The organism is Desulfuromonas carbonis, assembly GCF_054658035.1.
Genome location: NZ_BAAHXR010000002.1, coordinates 566,045 through 586,749 on the forward strand (window position 1 = coordinate 566,045; position 20,705 = coordinate 586,749).

At 59.8% G+C, this 20,705-nt stretch carries 9 protein-coding genes and 1 pseudogene; 1 reads left to right on the top strand and 9 read right to left on the bottom strand.

Going from position 1 to position 20,705, the window contains the following annotated elements:
• Nucleotides 1-18: 18 nt before the first annotated feature.
• From ACYQ8E_RS05010 to ACYQ8E_RS05045, 8 genes and pseudogenes are all read right to left on the bottom strand, one after another.
• A pseudogene (locus tag ACYQ8E_RS05010) lies at nt 19-225 on the bottom strand (type II toxin-antitoxin system CcdA family antitoxin); the annotation flags it as partial.
• 303 nt (nt 226-528) lie between these two features.
• Nucleotides 529-7,314 carry an Ig-like domain-containing protein gene (locus tag ACYQ8E_RS05015; RefSeq protein ID WP_066727472.1) on the bottom strand — a complete coding sequence of 2,262 codons (6,786 nt, stop codon included), beginning with the start codon at nt 7,312-7,314 and terminating at the stop codon, nt 529-531.
• A gap of 779 nt (nt 7,315-8,093) precedes the next feature.
• Nucleotides 8,094-9,845: an ABC transporter substrate-binding protein gene (locus ACYQ8E_RS05020; protein WP_066727473.1), complete on the bottom strand. Its 1,752-nt coding sequence runs from the start codon at nt 9,843-9,845 to the stop codon at nt 8,094-8,096.
• Between the two features lie 32 nt (nt 9,846-9,877).
• Complete coding sequence (locus ACYQ8E_RS05025) at nt 9,878-10,453, bottom strand: SCO family protein (protein WP_066727474.1); 576 nt, start codon at nt 10,451-10,453, stop codon at nt 9,878-9,880.
• Nucleotides 10,454-10,690: 237 nt separating this feature from the next.
• The gene (locus ACYQ8E_RS05030) at nt 10,691-11,344 is read right to left on the bottom strand and encodes an outer membrane protein (protein WP_066727475.1); all 654 of its coding nucleotides are present in this window, start codon (nt 11,342-11,344) and stop codon (nt 10,691-10,693) included.
• 467 nt (nt 11,345-11,811) lie between these two features.
• Nucleotides 11,812-14,412, bottom strand: a complete 2,601-nt coding sequence (locus ACYQ8E_RS05035; protein ID WP_066727476.1) for a S8 family serine peptidase — start codon at nt 14,410-14,412, stop codon at nt 11,812-11,814.
• A 360-nt stretch (nt 14,413-14,772) separates the two neighbouring features.
• Entirely contained in the window at nt 14,773-16,191 is a 1,419-nt protein-coding gene (locus ACYQ8E_RS05040; protein ID WP_066727477.1) for a sigma-54-dependent transcriptional regulator, read from the bottom strand.
• Complete coding sequence (locus tag ACYQ8E_RS05045; RefSeq protein ID WP_066727478.1) at nt 16,179-18,410, bottom strand: PAS domain-containing sensor histidine kinase; 2,232 nt, start codon at nt 18,408-18,410, stop codon at nt 16,179-16,181. The genes ACYQ8E_RS05040 and ACYQ8E_RS05045 overlap by 13 nt, the downstream gene beginning before the upstream one ends.
• 375 nt (nt 18,411-18,785) lie before the next feature.
• Between ACYQ8E_RS05045 and ACYQ8E_RS05050 the strand changes: the two genes are divergently transcribed.
• A complete protein-coding gene (locus tag ACYQ8E_RS05050; protein ID WP_066727479.1) occupies nt 18,786-19,106 on the top strand; it encodes a hypothetical protein in 321 nt (106 codons plus the stop codon).
• 81 nt (nt 19,107-19,187) lie between these two features.
• Here ACYQ8E_RS05050 and ACYQ8E_RS05055 read toward each other — a convergent pair whose 3' ends face one another.
• Nucleotides 19,188-20,702 carry a capsule assembly Wzi family protein gene (locus ACYQ8E_RS05055; RefSeq protein WP_066727480.1) on the bottom strand — a complete coding sequence of 505 codons (1,515 nt, stop codon included), beginning with the start codon at nt 20,700-20,702 and terminating at the stop codon, nt 19,188-19,190.
• Nucleotides 20,703-20,705 lie beyond the last annotated feature (3 nt).

The window sequence follows — 20,705 nt, forward strand, 5'->3', positions numbered from 1 at the left end:
CCTGGGTCGATTGGCCGTCGCCATCGCCTCAAGGTATTCCTCGATCCAGAACTGGAGATCCTTCTCTTTCAGGATCTTCTCCAGGCTCTCCTCCGCCGCCTTCGACAGAATGATCTCTTTCGCCAGTGCCTGCTGCAAAAGATCACCCCGGACAGTTAAATTTGGACAGTTAAATTCGTAGCTTGCCTCCGGGCGGTGTTTCCCATCGCCATCACCTACGCGCAAAGAATGGGCATATTATGCGGATGTTGCCAGGCAAGGTCAAGACAACTCAGAACAACAGACAACTCAGAACAAAAAAACCCAGAACAAAAAGAACAAAAAACCCAGCAGTGTCCGGTTAGAAAATTGCAGTTGGCATTTCGGTCGGCGGTTCCAATTGAAACTTGGCCGCACCGACCGAAAAAAAGTGGGCCTGGCAACTGCAAGTAAATAAGTTGCCAGACCTCAAGTAATTTAATCGGTCAAAAAAGATTAGAAGATTTTAACTAAAATTACCTAGAACAAAGAGGAGCGTACTCACTTCAATTAGTACAAGGTGTAAACCATACTGAAATTCCGCGCTTCAAAAAGCGCTGTTGATCCAACTGTCCTCACTCGCACTTCAATGCGGTAACGGCCAGGTCCGGCGGCCAAATTGGTATTCCAGTTCAAAATTGGGCTGGTCTGCCAGTTCACAGCTGTTGTCCAAAACGGAGTTGCTGCATCATAGGCATAGGTAAGAAGCTGATATTCCAGTGAAGCTCCACCACCTGTAGCCACTGCGGTGAAGTTAACGCTAGTACCGACGGCCTGGGGGCTCACCGGAGACGCCGTGTAAGTTACAGAGGTTACTGCCGTAGGGGATTGTAAAGTATAGACCATTGACGAATTTCGTGCTTCGAAAAGCGCTGTTGATCCAACTGTCCTCACTCGCACTTCAATGCGGTAACGGCCAGGTCCGGCGGCCAAATTGGTATTCCAGTTCAAAATTGGGCTGGTCTGCCAGTTCACAGCTGTTGTCCAAAACGGAGTTGCTGCATCATAGGCATAGGTAAGAAGCTGATATTCCAGTGAAGCTCCACCACCTGTAGCCACTGCGGTGAAGTTAACGCTAGTACCGACGGCCTGGGGGCTCACCGGAGACGCCGTGTAAGTTACAGAGGTTACTGCCGTAGGGGATTGTAAAGTATAGACCATTGACGAATTTCGTGCTTCGAAAAGCGCTGTTGATCCAACTGTCCTCACTCGCACTTCAATGCGGTAACGGCCAGGTCCGGCGGCCAAATTGGTATTCCAGTTCAAAATTGGGCTGGTCTGCCAGTTCACAGCTGTTGTCCAAAACGGAGTTGCTGCATCATAGGCATAGGTAAGAAGCTGATATTCCAGTGAAGCTCCACCACCTGTAGCCACTGCGGTGAAGTTAACGCTAGTACCGACGGCCTGGGGGCTCACCGGAGACGCCGTGTAAGTTACAGAGCTTACTGCCGTAGGGGATTGTAAAGTATAGACCATTGACGAATTTCGTGCTTCGAAAAGCGCTGTTGATCCAACGTTTCTTACTCGCACTTCAATGCGATATCGGCCAGCACCGGCGGCCAAACTGGTATCCCAGTTCAAAGTTGGGCTGGTCTGCCAGTTCACAGCTGTTGTCCAGAACGGAGTCGGCGCATCGTACGCATAGGTGAGCAATTGATATTCTAAGTTGGCACCACCACCCGTGGCAGTAGCTGTGAAACTTACAGAAGTACCTGTTAATTGGGGACTTGTCGGAGACGCGACGTAAGTAACCCCCGTTACAGGAGGAGGAACAACCGACAATGGGAGTATAGGAGACGTAGCCGTCATCCCATTGCTGTAATAGACCACCGCCGTCACACTCTTCGTCCCGAGCGTGGTCGGCGCCCAATCGAAGGTATAAGGCGCAATCATATCGACGGATATCGCCGTTGCCCCATCAAAGAAAGCAACCAGATTGACAGTCGCCGTCGGATCACCGGTAACGGCTGCCGGAACCGCCGTGAGGGTGATCGTGCTGCCCAAAACGTAGGAAGTGGCAAGGGGCGCGAGGGTAAAGGCCGGAGCATCCACACCGGTGACGGTGATCGGCACAATGCCCGAGGTCGAGGTGGTACCACCGACGTAGGTGGTGATTGCCTTCAGGCTATGCGTTCCCGTGCCGGTCGGGGAATAGGAGGCCGCGTAAGGGCCGGCGCCGGTAGCCGTCCCGATCAGGGTGGCGCCATCGTAGAAATCTACCTTGGAAACTGCATAGGCTGAAGTGGTGGTCGCCGTAGCTGCAAGGTTCACCCCCGCTCCGGGGTTGAAGGTCGCGTTGGCGGCAGGCGTGGTCAGGGCGGTGATGAGGATCGAGCAGCCGTTGCCGCCGGTAGTCCAGGCACTTGAGACAGCAGCCGGGGCGTCAGCCTTGACGCGGTAGTAGAAGAGACCGCTCACCTTGGTGATGGCCTGCGAGGTGGTCGTGATGCCGGTCGCCACCACACTGCTGGTGGCAAAGTTGTCCGTCGATTCTTCCAGCGTATAGGTCACGCCGGTGCCGGTGACGGCACCCCAGGAGACCGTGAAGCTGCCGCTGGTGGAGGTGGCGGGGACGGTGATGGTGGCCGGAGCGGCGAGCGTCGGCGGCGGCCCCACCGAGATGGTGGTGGCCAGCGTGGCAGCAGCACCCTTGCTGTCAGTCACCCGCAGGGTCATGGGACTGCCGGTAACCTGCCCCAGCATCTGATAAGCGACGGAATACCGGAGCGACCGTTTCTGGTTGGTGAAGTCGTAGATCCCGTCGTTGTTGATATCCCACGCATACGTCAGGGTGTTGGCGCAGGCATCGGTCGCAGCCGCAGTAGCAATCAGCTGGGTGTAACCGGCCGGCGAGGTGACGCCGGTATTCGGGTCGGTAAAGGTTGAATCCCAATTCAGGGTGTAGGGCCCCCCGGCGCTGGTAATGGTCGGCGCATGGGCAACGACGGTGAAACTGCCATTGACATTGACCGAACTGCCGGCGTCGGTCACGGTTAACACCACGGGATAGGTCCCGGCCGGCAAAGCCGGAACAACGACAGTCGCCCCCGCATAGGTGACACCATTCACCAGCCAGCTGTAAGTGGTGGTGGCGGTCTGGTTGGGGTCACTCACGGTCAGCGTGGTGGTATCGCAGACACTGATTTCACCAAAGAGATTGGCCGGGTTGGCCGGAACTGTCGCTTTGGCAGTCATGGTGACCAGCGTGTTGGATACGACCACCTGCTGTGGGGCCGAAGCCGCATAAAGGACCGCCGAATTGCCGTTGTTACCGGGGATCGGGTCGGGGACTTCGGCATTGACCACGGCAACGATGTTATAGGTTCCGGGCTGCAGATTCGCCAGGGAGAAGCTGAAATTGGCGCCGACCCCCATGCCGAGGGAGGTGTACCCCGTGGCCGCAGTCCCTTCGAAGTATTCGACCGAGAGGAGAGTTCCGGCGGTATTCAGGGGTGCGCCAACCGCGGTGGTGAGGGTAAGATTGGCCGGGGGAACATAGGGCCCCGGAGATGGGGTGATCGTCAGGGTGACATCGGCCAGCGGCGACGAGTAGGTCGAGCCGGCCTGCGTGTAGGCTTCGATCACATAGGTGTCGAGGCTCGGGTCGGCATTGGGGGCCGGGTCGGTAAAGCTGGTCTGGTTGGCCAGCGCCGAACCGACCTTTTTATAGGTGGCGGTACCGCCATCGGAACGCCAGATGTAATAGCCGATCTCGTTCTTGGGATTGCCAAAGCTCCCAATGGAACCGGTCAGGTAATTGGGGTAGTTGGTGTAATCGACCTGGGTCGGGTCAGTCCAGGAAAGTGCCGCACCGTTCCTGGTCAGGCTGAAGGCATCGGCCAGCAGCGTATTGACCTGGAGGATGATCGGCCGCATCATGTCCATCTCTTCGTGGCTGAGGATATGGCAATGCCAGACGTACTCCCAGCCGAAGTTATAGAGGACGTTATGCACCCCGGTGATACCAAAGGCCGGGCCAGCGTTCGGGTCGGGAGAGGCCCAGAAGGAGGGCGGTGCATAGGCCTGGCCGGTGACCGGGTCGACGTTGCTGAAGCCCATCTTCGAGCCGATGGGGATGGCCGGGTTGAGGGGTCGGATACTGTCGGGGACGCCGAAGGGGAGTGCCGGGGCCACCGGTCGCACGGCGACGATGGTGTCTTCCAGCGGGCTGATACGGATTGTATCCTTCCAGCCGAGCTCGTTGGGAAGCGGCATTTCGATCAGGTTGTCCCAACCGAGGCGGTTGATCAGCTGCACGTCGAAGATATGGAAGTGGATCGGGTGGGTATCGACGCCGTTGTGGGAAACATTCCAGATCTGGGTGCCGTCAGCGAGTTGCCCGAGGACATCGACCTGGACATCGGGCGTCGTCGAGTTGTCGACGATTTCGGTCGGCACATCGGAATAGCCATAGAGGTTGAGGTTGGCGTTGTTGGTCTGCGGCGGCTGAATTTCAATCGCCAGGTTGCCGCTCATGCGCCCATATTCGGGATCAAAGGAAGCGCCCATCTCGTCATGGATCCCTTTGGGCTTCATCAGGACGCTGACCTGCTTGTCATCGATGGTCTGGAATTTGAAGATATGGCCGTCGTTAATACTGTCACGGACCCCGCGCCAGGGCGCATTGGGGGGGAAGGTTTTGCCGTAGGCCTCGTTATAGGCGGTTTGCGCCACAATCGCCGGCTCCATCGCCCGTTCGAACAACGGCCGGCTGTTGGGGTTGACGGTGGTTGCCGGAGCGGCGGTGGTGAACTCCGCCTTGAGGGCGTCCATATTGAGCGGCGATGGTGTCGAGACGGTAGTGCCGACCTTGATCTGCATCACGGTGCGAGTGTTGGGAGCCAGGCCCGGTAACGGCCCGTGGCCGCCGTCGTAAACTCCGGTCACGGCATTGAAGGTACCGCCATCACCGTAGCCGCCGGAATCGCGGTAGTCGGGGGCGCCGGTCCAGTAGTCGTAGTTGAATACACCGGCCGGCCAAGCTGCCGGGGCATCGTTGTAGACAATCAGGGTCTGGCCGGCATATTTCGAGAAATCGACAATGACGTCGGCCCGTTCGGCCGGCATCAGGCCGAGGGCGGTTTTATAGACGTTGCCGACCCAGAAGGCGGTGGGATCGGTACGCCAGGTAATCGGCTGCGGGTCCCGGATCGCCGGCTGCGGCAGGAAGCCGGCATCAGTGCCGATCTGCACCCAGCTCGGTCCCCAGTTGCTCCAGCGGCCGGTGGCCGGATCATAGGTTCCCGGATCAGGGACCCCGCCATCGCGGCCGTCGATCGGCCAGTCCGCGGGCCAGCCGGCGGTGGCACTGGCGGGGACCATCTTGACCTCGGTTTTGGGGTCGAAGCCGGCCGGAACGGGTTGGCCGCTGAAGGGGAGCGTACCGCCCGGGGTCACCGGGCTCATGTTGGCCGGATCGCTGTCGGCCTTGTAGATCGACAGGTTGAGGCCACGGTCGTTGGCGGCGTTGAGAATGCGGAAGCGGTAGGCTTTGGGTTCCACCTCCAGACGCGGGAAGGTGGTGCCGTTGACGACCCAGGAGTCAAAGAAGGCTTCCATCCCCATGGATGGATGGGGAGTATCCGGCATCAGCGGCGGCTGGCCAGGCGTCTGGCAGTTGGCCAGAATCACGGGGTCGGTACTTTCGCAATCGGCATCGTAGTAGGGGTTGGCCACCGGCGGATGGGTAATCACCGTCGGCGGGTAGAACCAGGGACCATACATCCAGCGGCCGAAGGGGTTGGCTCCGCTGCCATCCGGGTTGTGCGGGTTTTGTGCCGGCATGTAGACATGAGGCATCCAGAGATCGCCGGTTTTCGGATTGCGAGTCACCCCGTCAGCGGCAAAGCTGCCGGTCCCCCAGTTCCAGAGGGGGTCGGTGACGCGGACTCGCGGCGTCATGACGTTGTTGTTCTGGGGATTAGGTACCGGAGTCGCGTCGACAAAAGTACGATCCTGCATGACCAGCGCGATCATCTCGTCCGGCTTATCGCCGGGGATGATATCACGGGCCGCCAGGTCCTTCTCATATTCATCCTGGATGACGTAACCTGCCGCCATCCCCGCCAGCACGTTGAGACGGGTAATGCCGAAGGCATGGTCGTGGTAGAACATGAGCCGGGCGGTCTGCTGGTTGGAGTAGTAAAAGGTCATGGAACCGTCACCCGGGTTCGGCATGTCGGGAACCATGGCGACACTCACCCCCTGGGGATAGGGGGTATTTTCGTCCTTGGGGGTAATCCACTGGTGCGGGGTCCCATCACTGATCCAGGGGGTACGGCCGCCATGGAGATGTACAGTGGCGCGGTTCTGGGAAAAGAACTCACAGCTGTTGTTAAGGGGATCGTCATGATTACACTGGGTGGCCGAGACGACACCGCGCGTTCCGGTCGGATAGGACGGCCCGGCGCCGGCGCCCATGACGGTCTCGTCGACAGGAATGAACAGGTCGCCATTACGGTGGCCACTGGCATCGGGAAGGCCATCGGTATCGGCCGGCAGTTCGTTGGTGAACTTGAGTCGTACCGGGCGATCGCGCTGGGCGATGATGATCGGGCCGAGGAAATGCCCCTTGTTGGGTGGCGCAACCGTGTTGCAGGTATTGTCGGAAGCGTTGAAGTTAGGGTCACCCAAAGGGAGGGGGTTGCTGCAGTTGGTCGCCCCTGCCGCGGTGCCGTCGTTGGTCTGGATATAGCCGCGCACCGGGGTGCCGAGGGGCATGTCGGAGTGCATCACCTCACTCCATTCCCGCAGGCTGATTTCATAGTAATCGGCGCCGGGATAGGTCACCGTGTCAGGGACCGCCACCGGCAGGCACTGGCCAAGATTGTTGGCCCTAATACAGTCACCATTGGCGTCGACGGCACTGAGGTCCGAAAGGGTGTCGACGAACTTGGCAATCGGCGGCGTAAAGGCCCAGTTGGCGGTAGTGAAATAGTCCGGCGGCTTGGGCCGGCCATCGAGGAGGAATTCGTTGGGACCGGTCGGAATGGTATCGAAGTCGACACCGGGAAGCCCCTGGGTCGTGACGCCGCCCCCTCCCTTGGTGCGCTTGGTCGGGTCGTTCTGCTGCTGCCGATAGAGGTGGATCTGCTCGCGCAGGGCCTTGAGGGAGTCGGCCGCAGCCTGGCGCTCCTGGTTGGAAATGCGCTGGTCCTGCTGCGAACGGATCCGCTCGATCTTGGCAGCCAGCTCCGGCGAAACAGTGCCGGCAGCGAATGCCGATCCGCACCAGGCAGTGAGCAATAAAACGACCAGGCCGAGAGTGCGCATCATCAATTGTCCGGTTTTTCTCATCTTTCCCTCCATCGTTCGTGTCGTCATGCCTTGTCCTCGTTCTGCAATGGCGCTGATTTTTATGGGAAAACGGGTACGTTTGGGCTCGGTTGCCGGGTCGTTGCCTTGAGCGAAAGTCAATAGCGAGAGGAGTATGGCGAAGGCACAGAATCCTCGCGTTCAAATATGACTGATTCAGATAGCATGCCAAAATGAAACAGGTGGGTAAAAAGGTCGTATCCACTGGATAGAGGGGCCGAAGATTAATGGCCCCCAAAATAAACGGGTGCAACTTTTGAGACAATGCACAGGAGTGGGGTGCGCATTTGCGCACAAGGGTGGGGGGGGGAGGAGTGATTCAGTTCGTGGTTCGTGGTTCGTGGTTCGTGGTTCGTGGATTGTGGATTGTGGATTGTGACGCGGTTTAGACAAAACTAACGCAGGTCTCTCTCGGATCAGGTTTTTGGCTTGGGTTAAATCAGATATTAATCAGACCTTATCTGAAGTTATCCGCGCGAAACGCCCTTGACCAGGTTTCATTTAAACCTTGAAGTCAATTCCGTGTCACGCGGATAAAATCTGATCACTTCGGATAAAGTTCGGATCAAACAAAAATCCCAATTCCAGTTTTCTCACGCGACGGCGCAACGACGCGACGAAAACCCAATTCAAAAATGAACTACCCCGCAGCAAGCTACGGGGTATCAACAGCCTACACCCTTAGTAAAAATCGCGCAGCAAGCTGCGGGGAATTGAACCCAACTTTTGATTCAAAATTCACCCCCCCCTCATCCCTGGATTCAATGAATCACCCACTCACTCCGCGGAATCAGTTCCGGTTCGGGGCCGGGGCCAAGCTGGATGATGTAACACCCCTTGGAAATATAGCGCTGGCCGGGACCGAAGCTGATGCGCTCGTAATCGAAAACAACGCGGTCCATCTGCATGCTCATTTCGTCGAGCAGGTGATCCCGATAGAGATTGTTTTCGATATCCTGCAACCCCTCGATGACACAACTATCAAGGACGGTGGCAATGCGTGAGGTAATTCGCGGGGCGCCGAAACTTTTCCAGGTTGTTTCGATCGGCTTGCGGGAGAGGAACCCGGTCCCCTCCTCGTCGCCGACATAGGGTTTAAGACGGAACGGCCAGCTAATGAAGACCTGTTCCCGGGCTGTTTCGGGAATCTCCGCAAGCGCCTTGCCGAGCAGGGTCGAGGAAACAAAGATTTGCGTGGGTGAGGCCGTTCCGCCAGGGATCTTTGCCAGCGCCGGCAACACGCTTGCGTCCGCCCACAGCAGCAGCACCCGGGGCTTGCGTTCCGCGAGCAGGGCAGCAAGGGCTTGCGGGTCTTGCAGCTGCTGGTCACTGAGGGTGAGCGAGACCGGCAGTTGCTGGCCCAGGTCGTCGCTGCCGGCAGTAAAGCCGGCAGCCAGGGCCCGCCCGGCCGGGGAATCCTGGATCAGCTGGAGAACTCCGTCCGTCGATGCGTGTCGGTACAGAAAGTGTGCCGCCGCATCCCCTTCCTGATAGTACCCCTTGTTGAAATAGAAGGTGTACCAGTCGTGGTCGGAGACCACCGGCAGATTGGTGACGGGGAAGAGGCAGGGGAGCCGCCGGCTTTCGCAAAAGGTATGAATCGGTCGCCAGTCCTGGTTGGAAATTCCCCCCAGAACCGCAAACACCTGATCGCGGTCCTGGTAGGCGGCCAGTTGCTCCCCCCAGGTTTCCGGCGGGCCCTTGAGATCCCAGATCGCCAGGGACGCGGAACGAAAGGCATACCTCATATCCCCGGTCGGCGTATAACCGGACTTGATAAAATTACGGAACATGGCGACCTGCTGGTTCTGTTCATAAATAAACCGTTGCAGCGGCTGCAGCGCCGCTTCACGATCGCGGGCACTCACATCATCGGTAATGATGGTGGCAAACCTGAAGTTGCCATTGGCTGCCCCCGGGGAGAAGTCGAGGGACAAAAGTTCCAGATAACGGACCAGGATGGCCAGAGCCCGGTCACCCAGGGGATAGCGCGGCATGACGTCGTTAAAGAGCTCACCGACCGGGTCCTCGCCGGTAAGCAAGGCATGTTTCAAGGTTTCCCTGTTGTAGGCCGGACGCTCGAGAATTGTTTTTGCGTAGATGTAGCGTCCCGATATCCGGTCCACATCATTCAACGAGGGGGGACGGCGATAGGGCTGGTAGAGTTCCTTGCCGGTGGTCGGCGGCGTCACCACGCCTCCCTCGAAGGAACCGAGGCCGGCGCGCTGATGGCAGCTGGCGCAGGAGAAGGCGGTGGAATCGACCTCGATATCGCCGCGGATGTATCCCTCCATCACTTCGCCGTCGGGGAGCAGGCCGTCCTGGTACATCTGGCGGCCGAGACGCAGAATCTCCGCTTCGGAGAGTCCCTCCAGGAGGGGATCGGGCTTCGCTATCTCCACCCGCCAGGGCTCGGTCGCCGTCGCCGCGGCCGCGGCGACTGACGACTCCCCTCCCCCTTCCCCGGCCATCACCGGCGTCGCACAGAAGAAGGTGAGGAGCAGCGTCGTCAAAAGGCTGTAAAATTGTCCTCTTAGTCTCATTTTTATAAATCCGCCACTTTCTTGTATTCTGCCATGAACTCCTTACTGCCCATGATGCCGAAGAGACGCACCCAGGTGCCGTCCTTGGGATTGCGGATCATGTTGAGCGGATAGTGGGACATCTTGTCAGGAATGTAGGCATCGAAGGCTGTCATCACCGCGTCGATATCGGCGCGACTGCCGGTGAGAAAGTCCCAGCCCGGCTTGGCGCGGTAGCGGGCGAGATAGTCCTTCATGACCCGAGGGGTATCGTTCTCCGGGTCGATGGTGATCGAGACCAGGTGCACGCTGCGCCCTTCCTTGGCTAGCTTGCGCTGCAGGTTGGCGTAGCCGGCGGAGAGGACGGGGCAGATGGTGGTGCAGGTGCCGTAGATGAAATCGACGATCACTGGTTCTCCCGTTTCAAGATAAGGCCGCAGGGCGACTTTCGCCCCGTCCTGGTTGACGAGGGTGACGTCAGGAATGGTGTAGCGTTCGACGCTGCGCTGGTAGCGGGCCTCGGCGCCCAGCACCGGCTGAACCGTAATGAGGGCCAGGAGCAGGAAGAAACACCATGTACCGAATAGCTTTTTGGGCATCAATCGATCTCCATTGTTGAAGTTAGTGATGCGCAAGGAGCGGGACGCGGGATACGGAATGTGGAACGCGAATGATCAAAAGGTCTTCCCCATCCCTCGTCCCATCACTCAAAGCTTACCCCCGTCTCGCGCGGATCAAATCTGATCACTTCGGATAAAGTTCGGATCAAACAAAAATCCCAATTCCAGTTTTCTCACGCGACGGCGCAACGACGCGACGAAAACCCAATTCAAATTTCAAAATTTAACCACCACCCCCACCAGCGCCGTATGGGCGGTGTACTCGAGCTTGACCTTGTTGCCGCTGGTGTTATTGAACTTGGTATTCTGGGTGGCGAAGTAGCGGTAACCGACATCGAGACGGAGCCAACGGGTGAGGTCGATGTCGAGGCCGCAGCCGGCCTGCCAGGCAAAAACCAGGGTGTCGTCATCGATCAGCGGCACGCCATCGACCACCAGATTGTCGACGGTCAGTTGGGCCACGCCGGCCCCGACCCCGAGATAGGGCGTGACGGGAGAACGGTTGCGAAAGGCGGCAAAGGAGTTGAGCAGCAGGCTGTCGGCGGAAACGGTCCCTTCGGCGCTGACTGCGGTGTCACTGAAGGTGGCCTGGCTGTAATCATTGCTGCGCCTGGCGACATCGAGTTCGAGGCGGCCATCCCCTACCGGCGAACCGGGCGGAAGTTCGTAGCCGAGGGTCAGGGCATAGAGGCTGCCGGGGTCGGTTTCGAGATTGTAACTGCCGAGGGCGTCCTGCGCGGTCGCATCTTCGAGAACCGGCAGCCCGCCATAGAGGCCGGCGTAAAGGCCGTCATGAACTTCGGCCGCGGCCGTGGTGCAGAGCAGTCCGACCAGGGCGAGGGCCATCAGGAATTGGCGCAGCTGTTTCATGGAAAAACCTCTTGCAGTTGGTTAAAGGAGCGGGACGCGGGATGTGGAATGTGGAACGGGAATGATCAAACTGTCTTCCCCTTCCCCCGTCCCACTCATAGCTTAAACCCGTCTCTCGCGGATCAAATCTGATCACTTCTGATGAAAATCGGATCAGGCTAATGAATCTCCCCGCAGCAAGCTACGGGGTATCAAAAGTTTAGATTGATCGCTTTCATCGAAGCAAGCTTCGGGGAATTCGACCCACCTGAGATTAAAAGGTCAAGGCTATCTCACGCAACGACGCAACGACGCGACGAAAACCGAATTCAAAATTCAAAATTCAAAAATGAATCTCCCCGCAGCAAGCTACGGGGTATCAAAAGTTTAGATTGATCGCTTTCATCGAAGCAAGCTTCGGGGAATTCGACCCACCTGAGATTCAAAATTCAAAATTCAAAATTCAACCCCCCCCCCGTCCCTCTTCCCTAAAAACTGCTGCTGAAATCGAGCCCGGTCCGATTCCCGGTGGTGACACTGATCACCGAGGGGTTGTTGCGCAAAGGATAGGCGCCGCAGGATTCGCCGGGGTCGCAGATCTGGCCGTCATGGTCCGAGTCGGTACCGGAGCGGACCAGGTAATTCCCGGGCGGAACCCCGGTAAAACTGTAGCTGTAGGTGCCGGTGACCGGGTCGGCGGCCTTGGTAAGGCCGGTCAGGCGGCTGCCGCTGGCGGCATCGACGAGCTCGATATGCTGAAAACCGGCGTTAGCAATACCGGACGCGCCGACCTGCATCAGGACGGTGACCGGGTAGCTCGCCGGCTGGTCGGTGACAATGGTGAGGGTCGCGGCGTAGGTGGCGCTGGTCAGACCGGTACGATCGATGTTGATGGTGTAGGTACCGAGGCCGCCGTGGGGGACGGCGCTGGCGTCCACGGTGAGCCAGGAGGCGTTGGGTGTGACCGCGGTGACATTGAGAACGCCGCCGCCGGAATTGCTCAGGGTCAACGACAGGCTGGTGCTGCCGGCACCAAAGTTAAGATAACTCGGACTGATTGCCAGGGACGCCGGCAGGGTGCCGCCGTTGGCGCGGCCGATGGCGGCGAGGACTGACTTCTGGGCATCGATGAGGCCGTAGCCGAAGGAATCGTTGCGCACCGCCGGGCCATCTCCGCCGAGATCCTCGGTGAGGCTGCCGGCAGCAAGGAGAGTGTCGAACTCGGCCGGAGTCAGAGCCGGATATTCCCCTTTCATCAAGCCGGCGACGGCGGCAACGTGGGGTGTCGCCATCGACGTCCCCTGGTAGGGGACGTAGGTATATTTAACCGGCAGGGTATGGTCGTCGCCGCAAGTGCTGATCACCCCGTCGGCGAAGCCGTCGCCGTTACGGTCGGTAGTGCTGTCACCGCCCGGGGCTGCAATATCGACAGCCGCACCGAAGTTGGAGTAAGGCGCCAATTTCTTGTCGATATCGACGGCACTCACGGCAACCACACCAGTCAGAGCAGCAGGATAATCGACCAGGTTGTGGGCGTTACCGGCGGCGGCAACGACGATAATGCCGAGGTCGCGAACCTGGGTAAAGATAGCCTGCTCGTAATCGGAAGCGCCGCCGCCGCCGAGGCTGAGGTTGATAACATCGGCCGGTTTTGCCGGAACGGCACCGGAATCGTTGGCGAGACCAGCGGCATAGAGGACCCCCTGCATGACATCGTAGCTGGTGCCGCCACCAATACCGAGGGTCCGTATCGGCATGATCCTGGCAGCCCAGTCAACCCCTGCAATGCCTGTCCCATTGTTGCCGGCAGCACCGGCGATACCAGCAATATGGGTCCCGTGGAAGCCGCTTGAACCGTCCGGCAACCCTTTATCGCCAACATCTTCGGGGTCAGGGTCAATGCCGTCGCCGTCGCCGGCGACAATCGGGTCAGCAATCAGGTCGTAGCCGCGGCAGTCGTCACTGGCGGTACAGAGCCGCCCGGCGAGGTCGGGGTGATTCATCAGCACCCCGGTGTCGAGGACGGCGACCACCACGGCAGGGTTGCCGGTGGTCAGCTCCCAGGCCTGGGGGAGGTTGATCAGCTCGGCGTTCCACTGGTGCGAAAAGAGGGTGTCGTTGGGTACTAGCGACGACCGCCGGATGTAGTTGAGGTCGGCGCTGACGACATCTGCGCGGCGGCGCAACGATTTGACCAGGTCGAGGGTCGCGCGCTTGGAGGGCAGCGGGACGCCCAGGGCACTCCTGCTGCTGGCTTCGGGGGTAATGGCAAGGGTGCGCGGCGAGGCCACCGCAACCTGCTGGCGAAAGAGCATTGGCGCTCCCGGACGCCCGGCCCGGTAATCAAGACCGAGCGCGGCGGCGCGGTCGCTGGCCGCCTGCGGAGTAATCCCGGCACCGTCGGCATTCTCGCGGAAGCGGACGATGACCTCCCCGGGAACAAACTCGTCTTCAATGTGCAGAGCGCTACCATTGACCATGGCGGGGGCCTGGCCGACGGTGAGGGTATAGTTAGAACCGCTGTTGAAGGCGAAGACCTGGACGTAGTAATCGCCGCTGTTCTGAACCAAAATGGTTTCCTGGGGGCCATGTCCCTCCGATGATTGCACGGTGGAGTTGGCCGGGTCCGTCTGGTAGAGGACAGGGTCGACCAGGAAGAGGTCGAGGTCGGGATTGGCGAGGTTTCCCGGATTTCCGTCATGGTCGGCAATGGTGAGGCTGATCGTCTGACCGGCCGCGAGGGTCATTCGGTACCAGTCCTGCTCATCGCGGGTCGAGACGAAGCGGTCTCCGTTTTGACCGGTAGCGACAAAGGTCGAGTAGCCGCCAAGCACAACCGGGTTGGGAAGCTGCTGGGCATTATCGGGAAGGTTGTTGGCCACCAGGGGCGCCGCCGGGTCGTTGGTGTCGCCATCGACGGCGCTGCCGGCTGCCGCGGTGATGGTCCCGCTGAGGCTGTAGGTGGTCACTGGCGGCGGTGTCACCGGGGCGAGCGATTTGGTCGGCGTGTTGTCGCCGCAGCCGGCAAGGAGCAACAGCAGGGTGATGGCCAAAATTTTTCGCAGCAGCAAGGTTCCAACGACCGCCATGAAATCCTCGTTTGAAGGGGTTCAGTACTTCAGGCTGGTAAATTTACCATATCCGGCAGCAAAAATGTGGTTCAGCGCGCCATGAACAGCCAATTTCGCTAAAACCGGGTCAGGCACGGCTCACGCAAATCAGGATATTGGCCTTGATTAAATCAGACCCTTATCAGACCTTATCCGAACCTATCCGCGCGAAACAACCTTGATCCTGCCCTTGGAACCTGAAGTCAAAACCCGTCTCTCGCGGATCAAATCTGATCACTTCGGATAAAAATCGGATCAGGCCAGAATCTGGATTCAGGCTGTCTCACGCAACGGCGCAACGACGCGACGTCAAAATTCAAAATTCTCCCATCCCCCCCTTCACCCCCCCTTCTTCTTCAACCGCTTGTTCAGGGTCTGCCGTCCCATGCCGAGAAGCTTGGCCGCCATCCCCTGGTTCCCCCTGGTACGGGCCATGGCCTGTTCGATGAGGTAGCTCTCCACTTCGTCGAGCGTGGGGAAATGCCCGAAAAATTCGATCAGAGGATTCCCCTCGGCCTCCTCGCTCGATGGCACTGTTGCCCCCCCGGTTTGTTGTTCCCCGATGATATTGCGAAAGGAGTCCATGGAGAGGACTCCCGATTCGTGCCGGGCGACGGCGTCGAAGACGAGGGCTTCGAGTTCGCGAATATTTCCCGGAAAAGTGTAGAGGGAGAGGAGAACGGCAAGTTCGGGGGGGGGCGTCGGCTTCTTCTTGTGCAGGCTGGTTGCGGCAACGGCGAGGAAGTGGTCGAGGAGCAGGGGGATATCCTCGCCCCGCTCGCGAAGCGGCGGGATATGGATGCGGTGGGCAAAGAGCCGGTAGTAAAGATCGTTGCGAAAGCGCCCGGCGTTGATCAGCTCCTGCAGGTCGCGGTTGGTGGCGAGGACGATGCGCGCATCGCTCTTGCGGATCAGATCGGAACCGACCGGATAGTATTCCTGCTCCTGCAACAAGCGCAGCAGCTTGATCTGGGACGCTTCGTTGAGATCACCGATCTCGTCAAGGAAGAGGGTGCCGCCAGCCGCCTTGGCAATCAGCCCTTCGCGGGCCTGGTCGGCCCCGGTGAAGGCCCCCTTCTTGTGGCCGAAGAGGGTGTCGGTGAAGAGGTTGTCGTCGAGGCCGGCGACGTTGAGGGGAACGAACTCCCCCTTGCAGCCGCTTAAGGTGTGGATGGCCCGGGCAAAGAGCTCCTTGCCGGTGCCGGTCTCCCCGCTGATCATGATCGGGGCCCGGGTTTTGGCGACGACCTCCACGTACTGGAAGAGGGCCCGCAGCTTCTTGTCCCCGGTGACGATGGCGGAAAAGGCCTCGGGGTGGTCGAGCTGGTCAAAAAGGAGCCGTTGCTTGAGGGATTGCAGCTCACTGGAGAGGCTGGAAACCTCAAGGGCCTTGCGCACGCTGGCGATCAGCCGGCTCGGTTCGACCGGCTTGACCAGGTAGTCGAAGGCGCCACTCTTCATGCAGTCGACGACGGTGGCGATGTCGTCGTTGGCCGTCACCAGGATCACCGGAACCTGGGGGTAGTCCCGGACAATCCGCGGCAGGAGTTCGGCCCCGGAGAGGTGCGGCATATGCAGGTCGAGGACGATGACAGAGGGAGGGCGCATCGCAAAAAACGATAAAACTTCGCGACTGTCATCGAGGGTTTCGATCTGGCCGACATTGGCGCCCTGCAGGCAAAGGCGACCGGTGGCGAGGATGTGGGGCTCGTCATCGACCAGCAAAATCATCTTTTCGGTGCTGTTCACTGGGGGCATGGGGCAGATTCCTTGGCCGGTTCGGCGGCCGGCAGGCGGGCAGTGAAGGTTGTACCCTGACCAGGCAGGGAAGAGAATTCGAGGACGCCCTGGTGTTCACGCAGAATCGACTGGCAGATGGACAACCCGAGACCGGTTCCGCCACTGTCGAGCTTGGTGGTAAAAAACGGATCCATGATCTGTCGCCCCTGCTCCGGGGTGATACCACACCCTTCGTCCCGGACTGTCACCAGCACCTGGCCGGCGCCAGCATCATAAAGGGTGGTCAGCCAGATGCCATGACTGCGGCCGGGCAGCGCCTGGCAGGCGTTCATCAGCAGGTTAATGACCACCTGGGCGATCTGCTGCCCGCTGCCGCGGACCAGGGGGAGATCCTCCGCCAGGTCGAGGTGAAAATATTCGGTGAACTTGACCAGCTGATGATGCAGGATGGTGACCGCCGCCGTCGCGACCTGGTTGAGGTTGAAACGGGCCCCGGCAATCTGCCGTTCCTGGCGGGCAAAGCCCTTAAGGTTATTGACGATCTCGTTGATGCGCGTGGCGCCGTCCAATATGCCGGCGAAGAGCTCCGGGGAGTGCCTATCGAGCTCGGAAAAGGCTATCCCCCCGAGCAGGAAATCGCCGTTTTCGGCTGCGTATTCCCGCAAAATCTTGCGGGCGTCATCCCAGGACCTGGCCAGAACCCCGGAGTTGGCGAGGATGAAATTGTTGGGGTTGTTGATCTCGTGGGCGACCCCGGATACGAGCAGGCCAAGGGAGGTCATCTTGTTGGCCTGGATCAGCTTGGCCTGGATTTCCCGGGCCTCCTTTTCCATCTGGATGCGCTCGGTCACATCGCGGAAGGTACAGTAGACGAGATCGATCCCCTGCAGGGTCATGATTTTGCAGCGGGTCGAAACGACGAACTCTTCACCGTCTTTGCGCTGTCCGGCAAAGGTATCGAGGCTGGTCGCGGTCCCCCGCCCCGCTCCGCTGATGGTCAGTTTGAGTCGCGCCAGGTCGGCGGCTCCGGTCAGGAGGTCGAGCCCCTCGGCAAAGAGTTCTTCTTTGTTGTAGCCGAAGAGATGTGTCGTGGTGTTGTTGACATCGATGATCGAACAGCTGCCAGGTTTAAAGAAGACGATCGCGTCCTCGCTCTGCTCGAAAATCTCACGAAAGCGGTTTTCGCTCTCTCGCAAGGCGCGTGCGGCCTCCTTGCGACTGCTGATATCCCGCATAACCAGCAGAAACTCGGTGCGTCCGTATTGCTGGATACGGCTGAGCGATACTTCCATGACCAGTTCCGACCCGTCCTGCCGGATTCCGGAAAGCTCCCGAAAGGGGTGCCCCTGATCATTTCCCGGCTCGACAGCCGAACCCGCCAGGTTTTCAAATTGTGGTTCATTGGGACCGAGCAGGAGGTTTACCGACCTTCCGACAACCGCTGCGGCAGGGTAGGCAAAAATTCTTTCCGCCGCCGGATTGAAGGACTGGACCCGGCCATCGGCATCAAGGGTCACCACGGCGTCGATCAGCTGGTCATGAATCGCCCGAATCCGGCTCTGTTCGTTGAACATCCGCCGGCGCAGCGGCAGCGCGACGAGAAACCAGAGTGCCGGCGCCACCAAAATGGTGGTGATGATGGCATCGACGATCTGCCAGGAGAGGTAGAGCGACCCGGGGAGAACCAGGGCCATCAGGTTTTCCTGCAGCAGGTCGGCCCCAAAGACCATGAAGAGGAGGAGGACATAGATCCCCATAGGGGTGCCGAGCAGGTCGGGAAGGGAGTCGGGCTGCCGTTGCAGATTGTCCCGGGTAAGGAGCACCCGCAGGATCGGGGCGCAGACCAGGGTCACCAGGCTGGCATCGATCAGGTTGCTGAGTTGGCGGTTGGTCCCGTCCCAGAGCTGGGGCTCGAAGAGCATTAGGGTCGTGTTGACGACGAAAATCGTGGCCAGGATTTTGAGAAAAAGAAGCACCTGGCGTTGGCGCCGAAGGTGGGCAACATCCCTGGGATTTGGCCGGTGGGACAGAACGATGAGGTACCAGACTGGCCACAGCAGCAGACCGATCAGGACGCCGCTATCAAGCAGGGCCGAGGGAATGCGGCCGATATGGAGAAAGGTGGCGGAGAAGAGTTCCATCACCGCCAGCCCGGTGGCGAAGAGGGCAAGCAGCAGGAGGATGAAGAGTCCCCCGTCGCTTCCGGCTGCGGAGTTATCGGCCTGGCGTTCGGTCATGGCGGCAATAAGGAATCCGGGCGGCTCGGGTTCAGGGTCCGGTGTGACACTGCGCAGAGCAGGAACGGTGTAAGCAACAGTATAAGGGATATGGTGGACAAAGAACAGCCCACCCCCTCAGGACTCAGCGCTGGGCCTTCCCTGCAACAAAGTCCCTCGTTGTCTGATTTTTTGCACCAATTGTATGTATTTGTTTTTAAAGTGAATCCTGAGAACATGCCGGATTTTTGCGGTTTTTGCCGACACCCATCGGGGAAGATAAACACCTCAATTTATATTGCATTTCAGGCACTTCCAGAATGGCACAATTAATGAAAGCACCCCAAGTGGATAGAACGCTTAAACCCGCGCGCAAGGCACCCCGGGATCCACACCATGGAACGGCCATCCATCTTTTCAGCAACGCTCGGGCTCTCTCCCCCCTGGAAGGTCACCGCGGTGACCTATGCCAGCGATGAAAATCGTCTCGACATTACGATCGACTTCGACCTTGGCAGCCAGTTTCGCTGCTCCTGTTGCGGCAAAGACCTCACCCCCGGCCAGGTCACCCAGGAAGTCTGGCACCACGATGACTTCCTCCGCTACTCCACCTACCTCCACGCCCGCGTCCCCCAGATCGAGTGCAGCTGCGGCCGCACCTTCCCGGTTGAGCGTCCCTGGTCGCGGCCGGGGTCAAGGTTTGCCCAGTTGCAATAGGGGTGGAAAGAATAGAACGTGGAATGCGAAACACATTGATCAAAGGACCTTCCCCGTCCCCCGTTTTTCATCCCCCGTCCCTCAATAAGCAAACACCATCTCCGCAGACAGGAGGTGCAGGTCGCGGTCATCTCCGGCAACCCGGTCAAAATTGCGGACCTGGTCATAGCGATAACCGGCCCTGATTTCATGGCGGGGGCGATAACGCCAGCGCGCCTCGATGCCGGGCTGCAGGTGGCGCTCCGTCACCGGGCCACTGACTCCGCGCTGCTCGTAATCGCAGGAAAAGGTGAGATCGAGGTCGGCGTCATACTGCCAGGCGACCGCAGCGAAGAGGTCACGGGAGTCGCCCCCGGCGTGGTGACCGAGAAGACGGCCATTGTAGGTATAACCGGAGCGGTAGGTGCTATGGCGATACCAGACCGGGCCGTTATCGCTGAACGCGAGGTTGGCGTACTCGAGGCGCAGGGAGAGCCGGCCGTTGGCGTCGAGCTGCGGCAGATAGGCGCCAGCGAGCCAGGCCGGCTTGGAGATGAAGTGGTTCGCTTCGTCCTCGCCGCCGAATTCGCCATAGAGTTCGAGCCCGCCCAAGGGGGCAATGCGCAGGCGGGCATCGAGGGCGGCAATGGAGTTGGCGTTGTCGCTGGAACCGGCCGGCGGGTTGCTGCCGATCACCACCTCGACAAAATCGCCGAAGCCGACGGAGGGGCGCCCCTCCCCGCCGAAGGTCGAGGTGCGGCTGGCGCCGAGTTCGAACCAGGGAAAGGGCTTGATGGCGAGGCGCATGCCGCTGAGGTACGGCTCAGGCACAACGCGCTCGGCTTCGAGGCGGCTGACGAAGAGGTCGAAATGGAACGGGCCGAGGTAACGGAACAGCCACGGCAGCGGCTTGGCCTCCGGAGTGGAGAGACGGATCATGTCGAGGGGGCGGGCGTTGTTGGAGAGGATCAGGGTTCCATGGCGCCCCTGCCCCCACCAGAGTTCCTGGCGGCCGGCGAAGAGATCGACCCGGCCGAGGGAGAGGGTCACCCCGCCTCCCTGCAGCCGCAGATCGCCCCCCTCCCCCTGCCGATATTCAAGCAGCGGTTCCCAGTCAGCAAGCAGAAATCCATAGCGCGCGGCGCCGGAGAAGCCGGCCTCCAGGTTGAACCCTTCGGCAGCACTGCGCCCGCTGCGGTTGTAGTCAGGGGCGAACTGGACCGCATTGACCCCGGGGAAGGTGTTCGCTTCCCCTTCCCGGAAGAGGAGACCGACCCGGGCGGTGTCGAGGGGGTGCAGGTAGCGCACGCTCTCCTGTGGCGGCAGAGTCTGCTCGGCCACTTCGGCGGCAAATTCACCCCGCAGGCGTTCGAGCAGCTCGCCGGCGGCGGGGACGACCCAAAGGTTCGGATTCACCTCTGCCAGCTGGCGCCCCACCTCGAGTCGGCTCCAGGGGCGGTTCCCCTGCAGGGCCGAATCGATCACCCCCAACCCTGCGAGCTTTTCCAGCGCCGGGTAGACCCAGCTGTCGAGGGGAACGGTCGGGGAGGGGTTGGCGAAGGCGGAGAGGGGGAGAAGAATGACGAGCAGAATAAGGAAATGCCTACATTGTTTCATATT

Bases quoted from the DNA above. Each gene is read 5' to 3' on its own strand.
- ACYQ8E_RS05030 (WP_066727475.1), bottom strand. From the start codon at position 11,344: ATGAAACAGCTGCGCCAATTCCTGATGGCCCTCGCCCTGGTCGGACTG.
- ACYQ8E_RS05015 (WP_066727472.1), bottom strand. From the start codon at position 7,314: ATGAGAAAAACCGGACAATTGATGATGCGCACTCTCGGCCTGGTCGTT.
- ACYQ8E_RS05040 (WP_066727477.1), bottom strand. From the start codon at position 16,191: ATGCCCCCAGTGAACAGCACCGAAAAGATGATTTTGCTGGTCGATGAC.
- ACYQ8E_RS05055 (WP_066727480.1), bottom strand. From the start codon at position 20,702: ATGAAACAATGTAGGCATTTCCTTATTCTGCTCGTCATTCTTCTCCCC.
- ACYQ8E_RS05050 (WP_066727479.1), top strand. From the start codon at position 18,786: ATGGAACGGCCATCCATCTTTTCAGCAACGCTCGGGCTCTCTCCCCCC.
- ACYQ8E_RS05025 (WP_066727474.1), bottom strand. From the start codon at position 10,453: ATGCCCAAAAAGCTATTCGGTACATGGTGTTTCTTCCTGCTCCTGGCC.
- ACYQ8E_RS05035 (WP_066727476.1), bottom strand. From the start codon at position 14,412: ATGGCGGTCGTTGGAACCTTGCTGCTGCGAAAAATTTTGGCCATCACC.
- ACYQ8E_RS05045 (WP_066727478.1), bottom strand. From the start codon at position 18,410: ATGACCGAACGCCAGGCCGATAACTCCGCAGCCGGAAGCGACGGGGGA.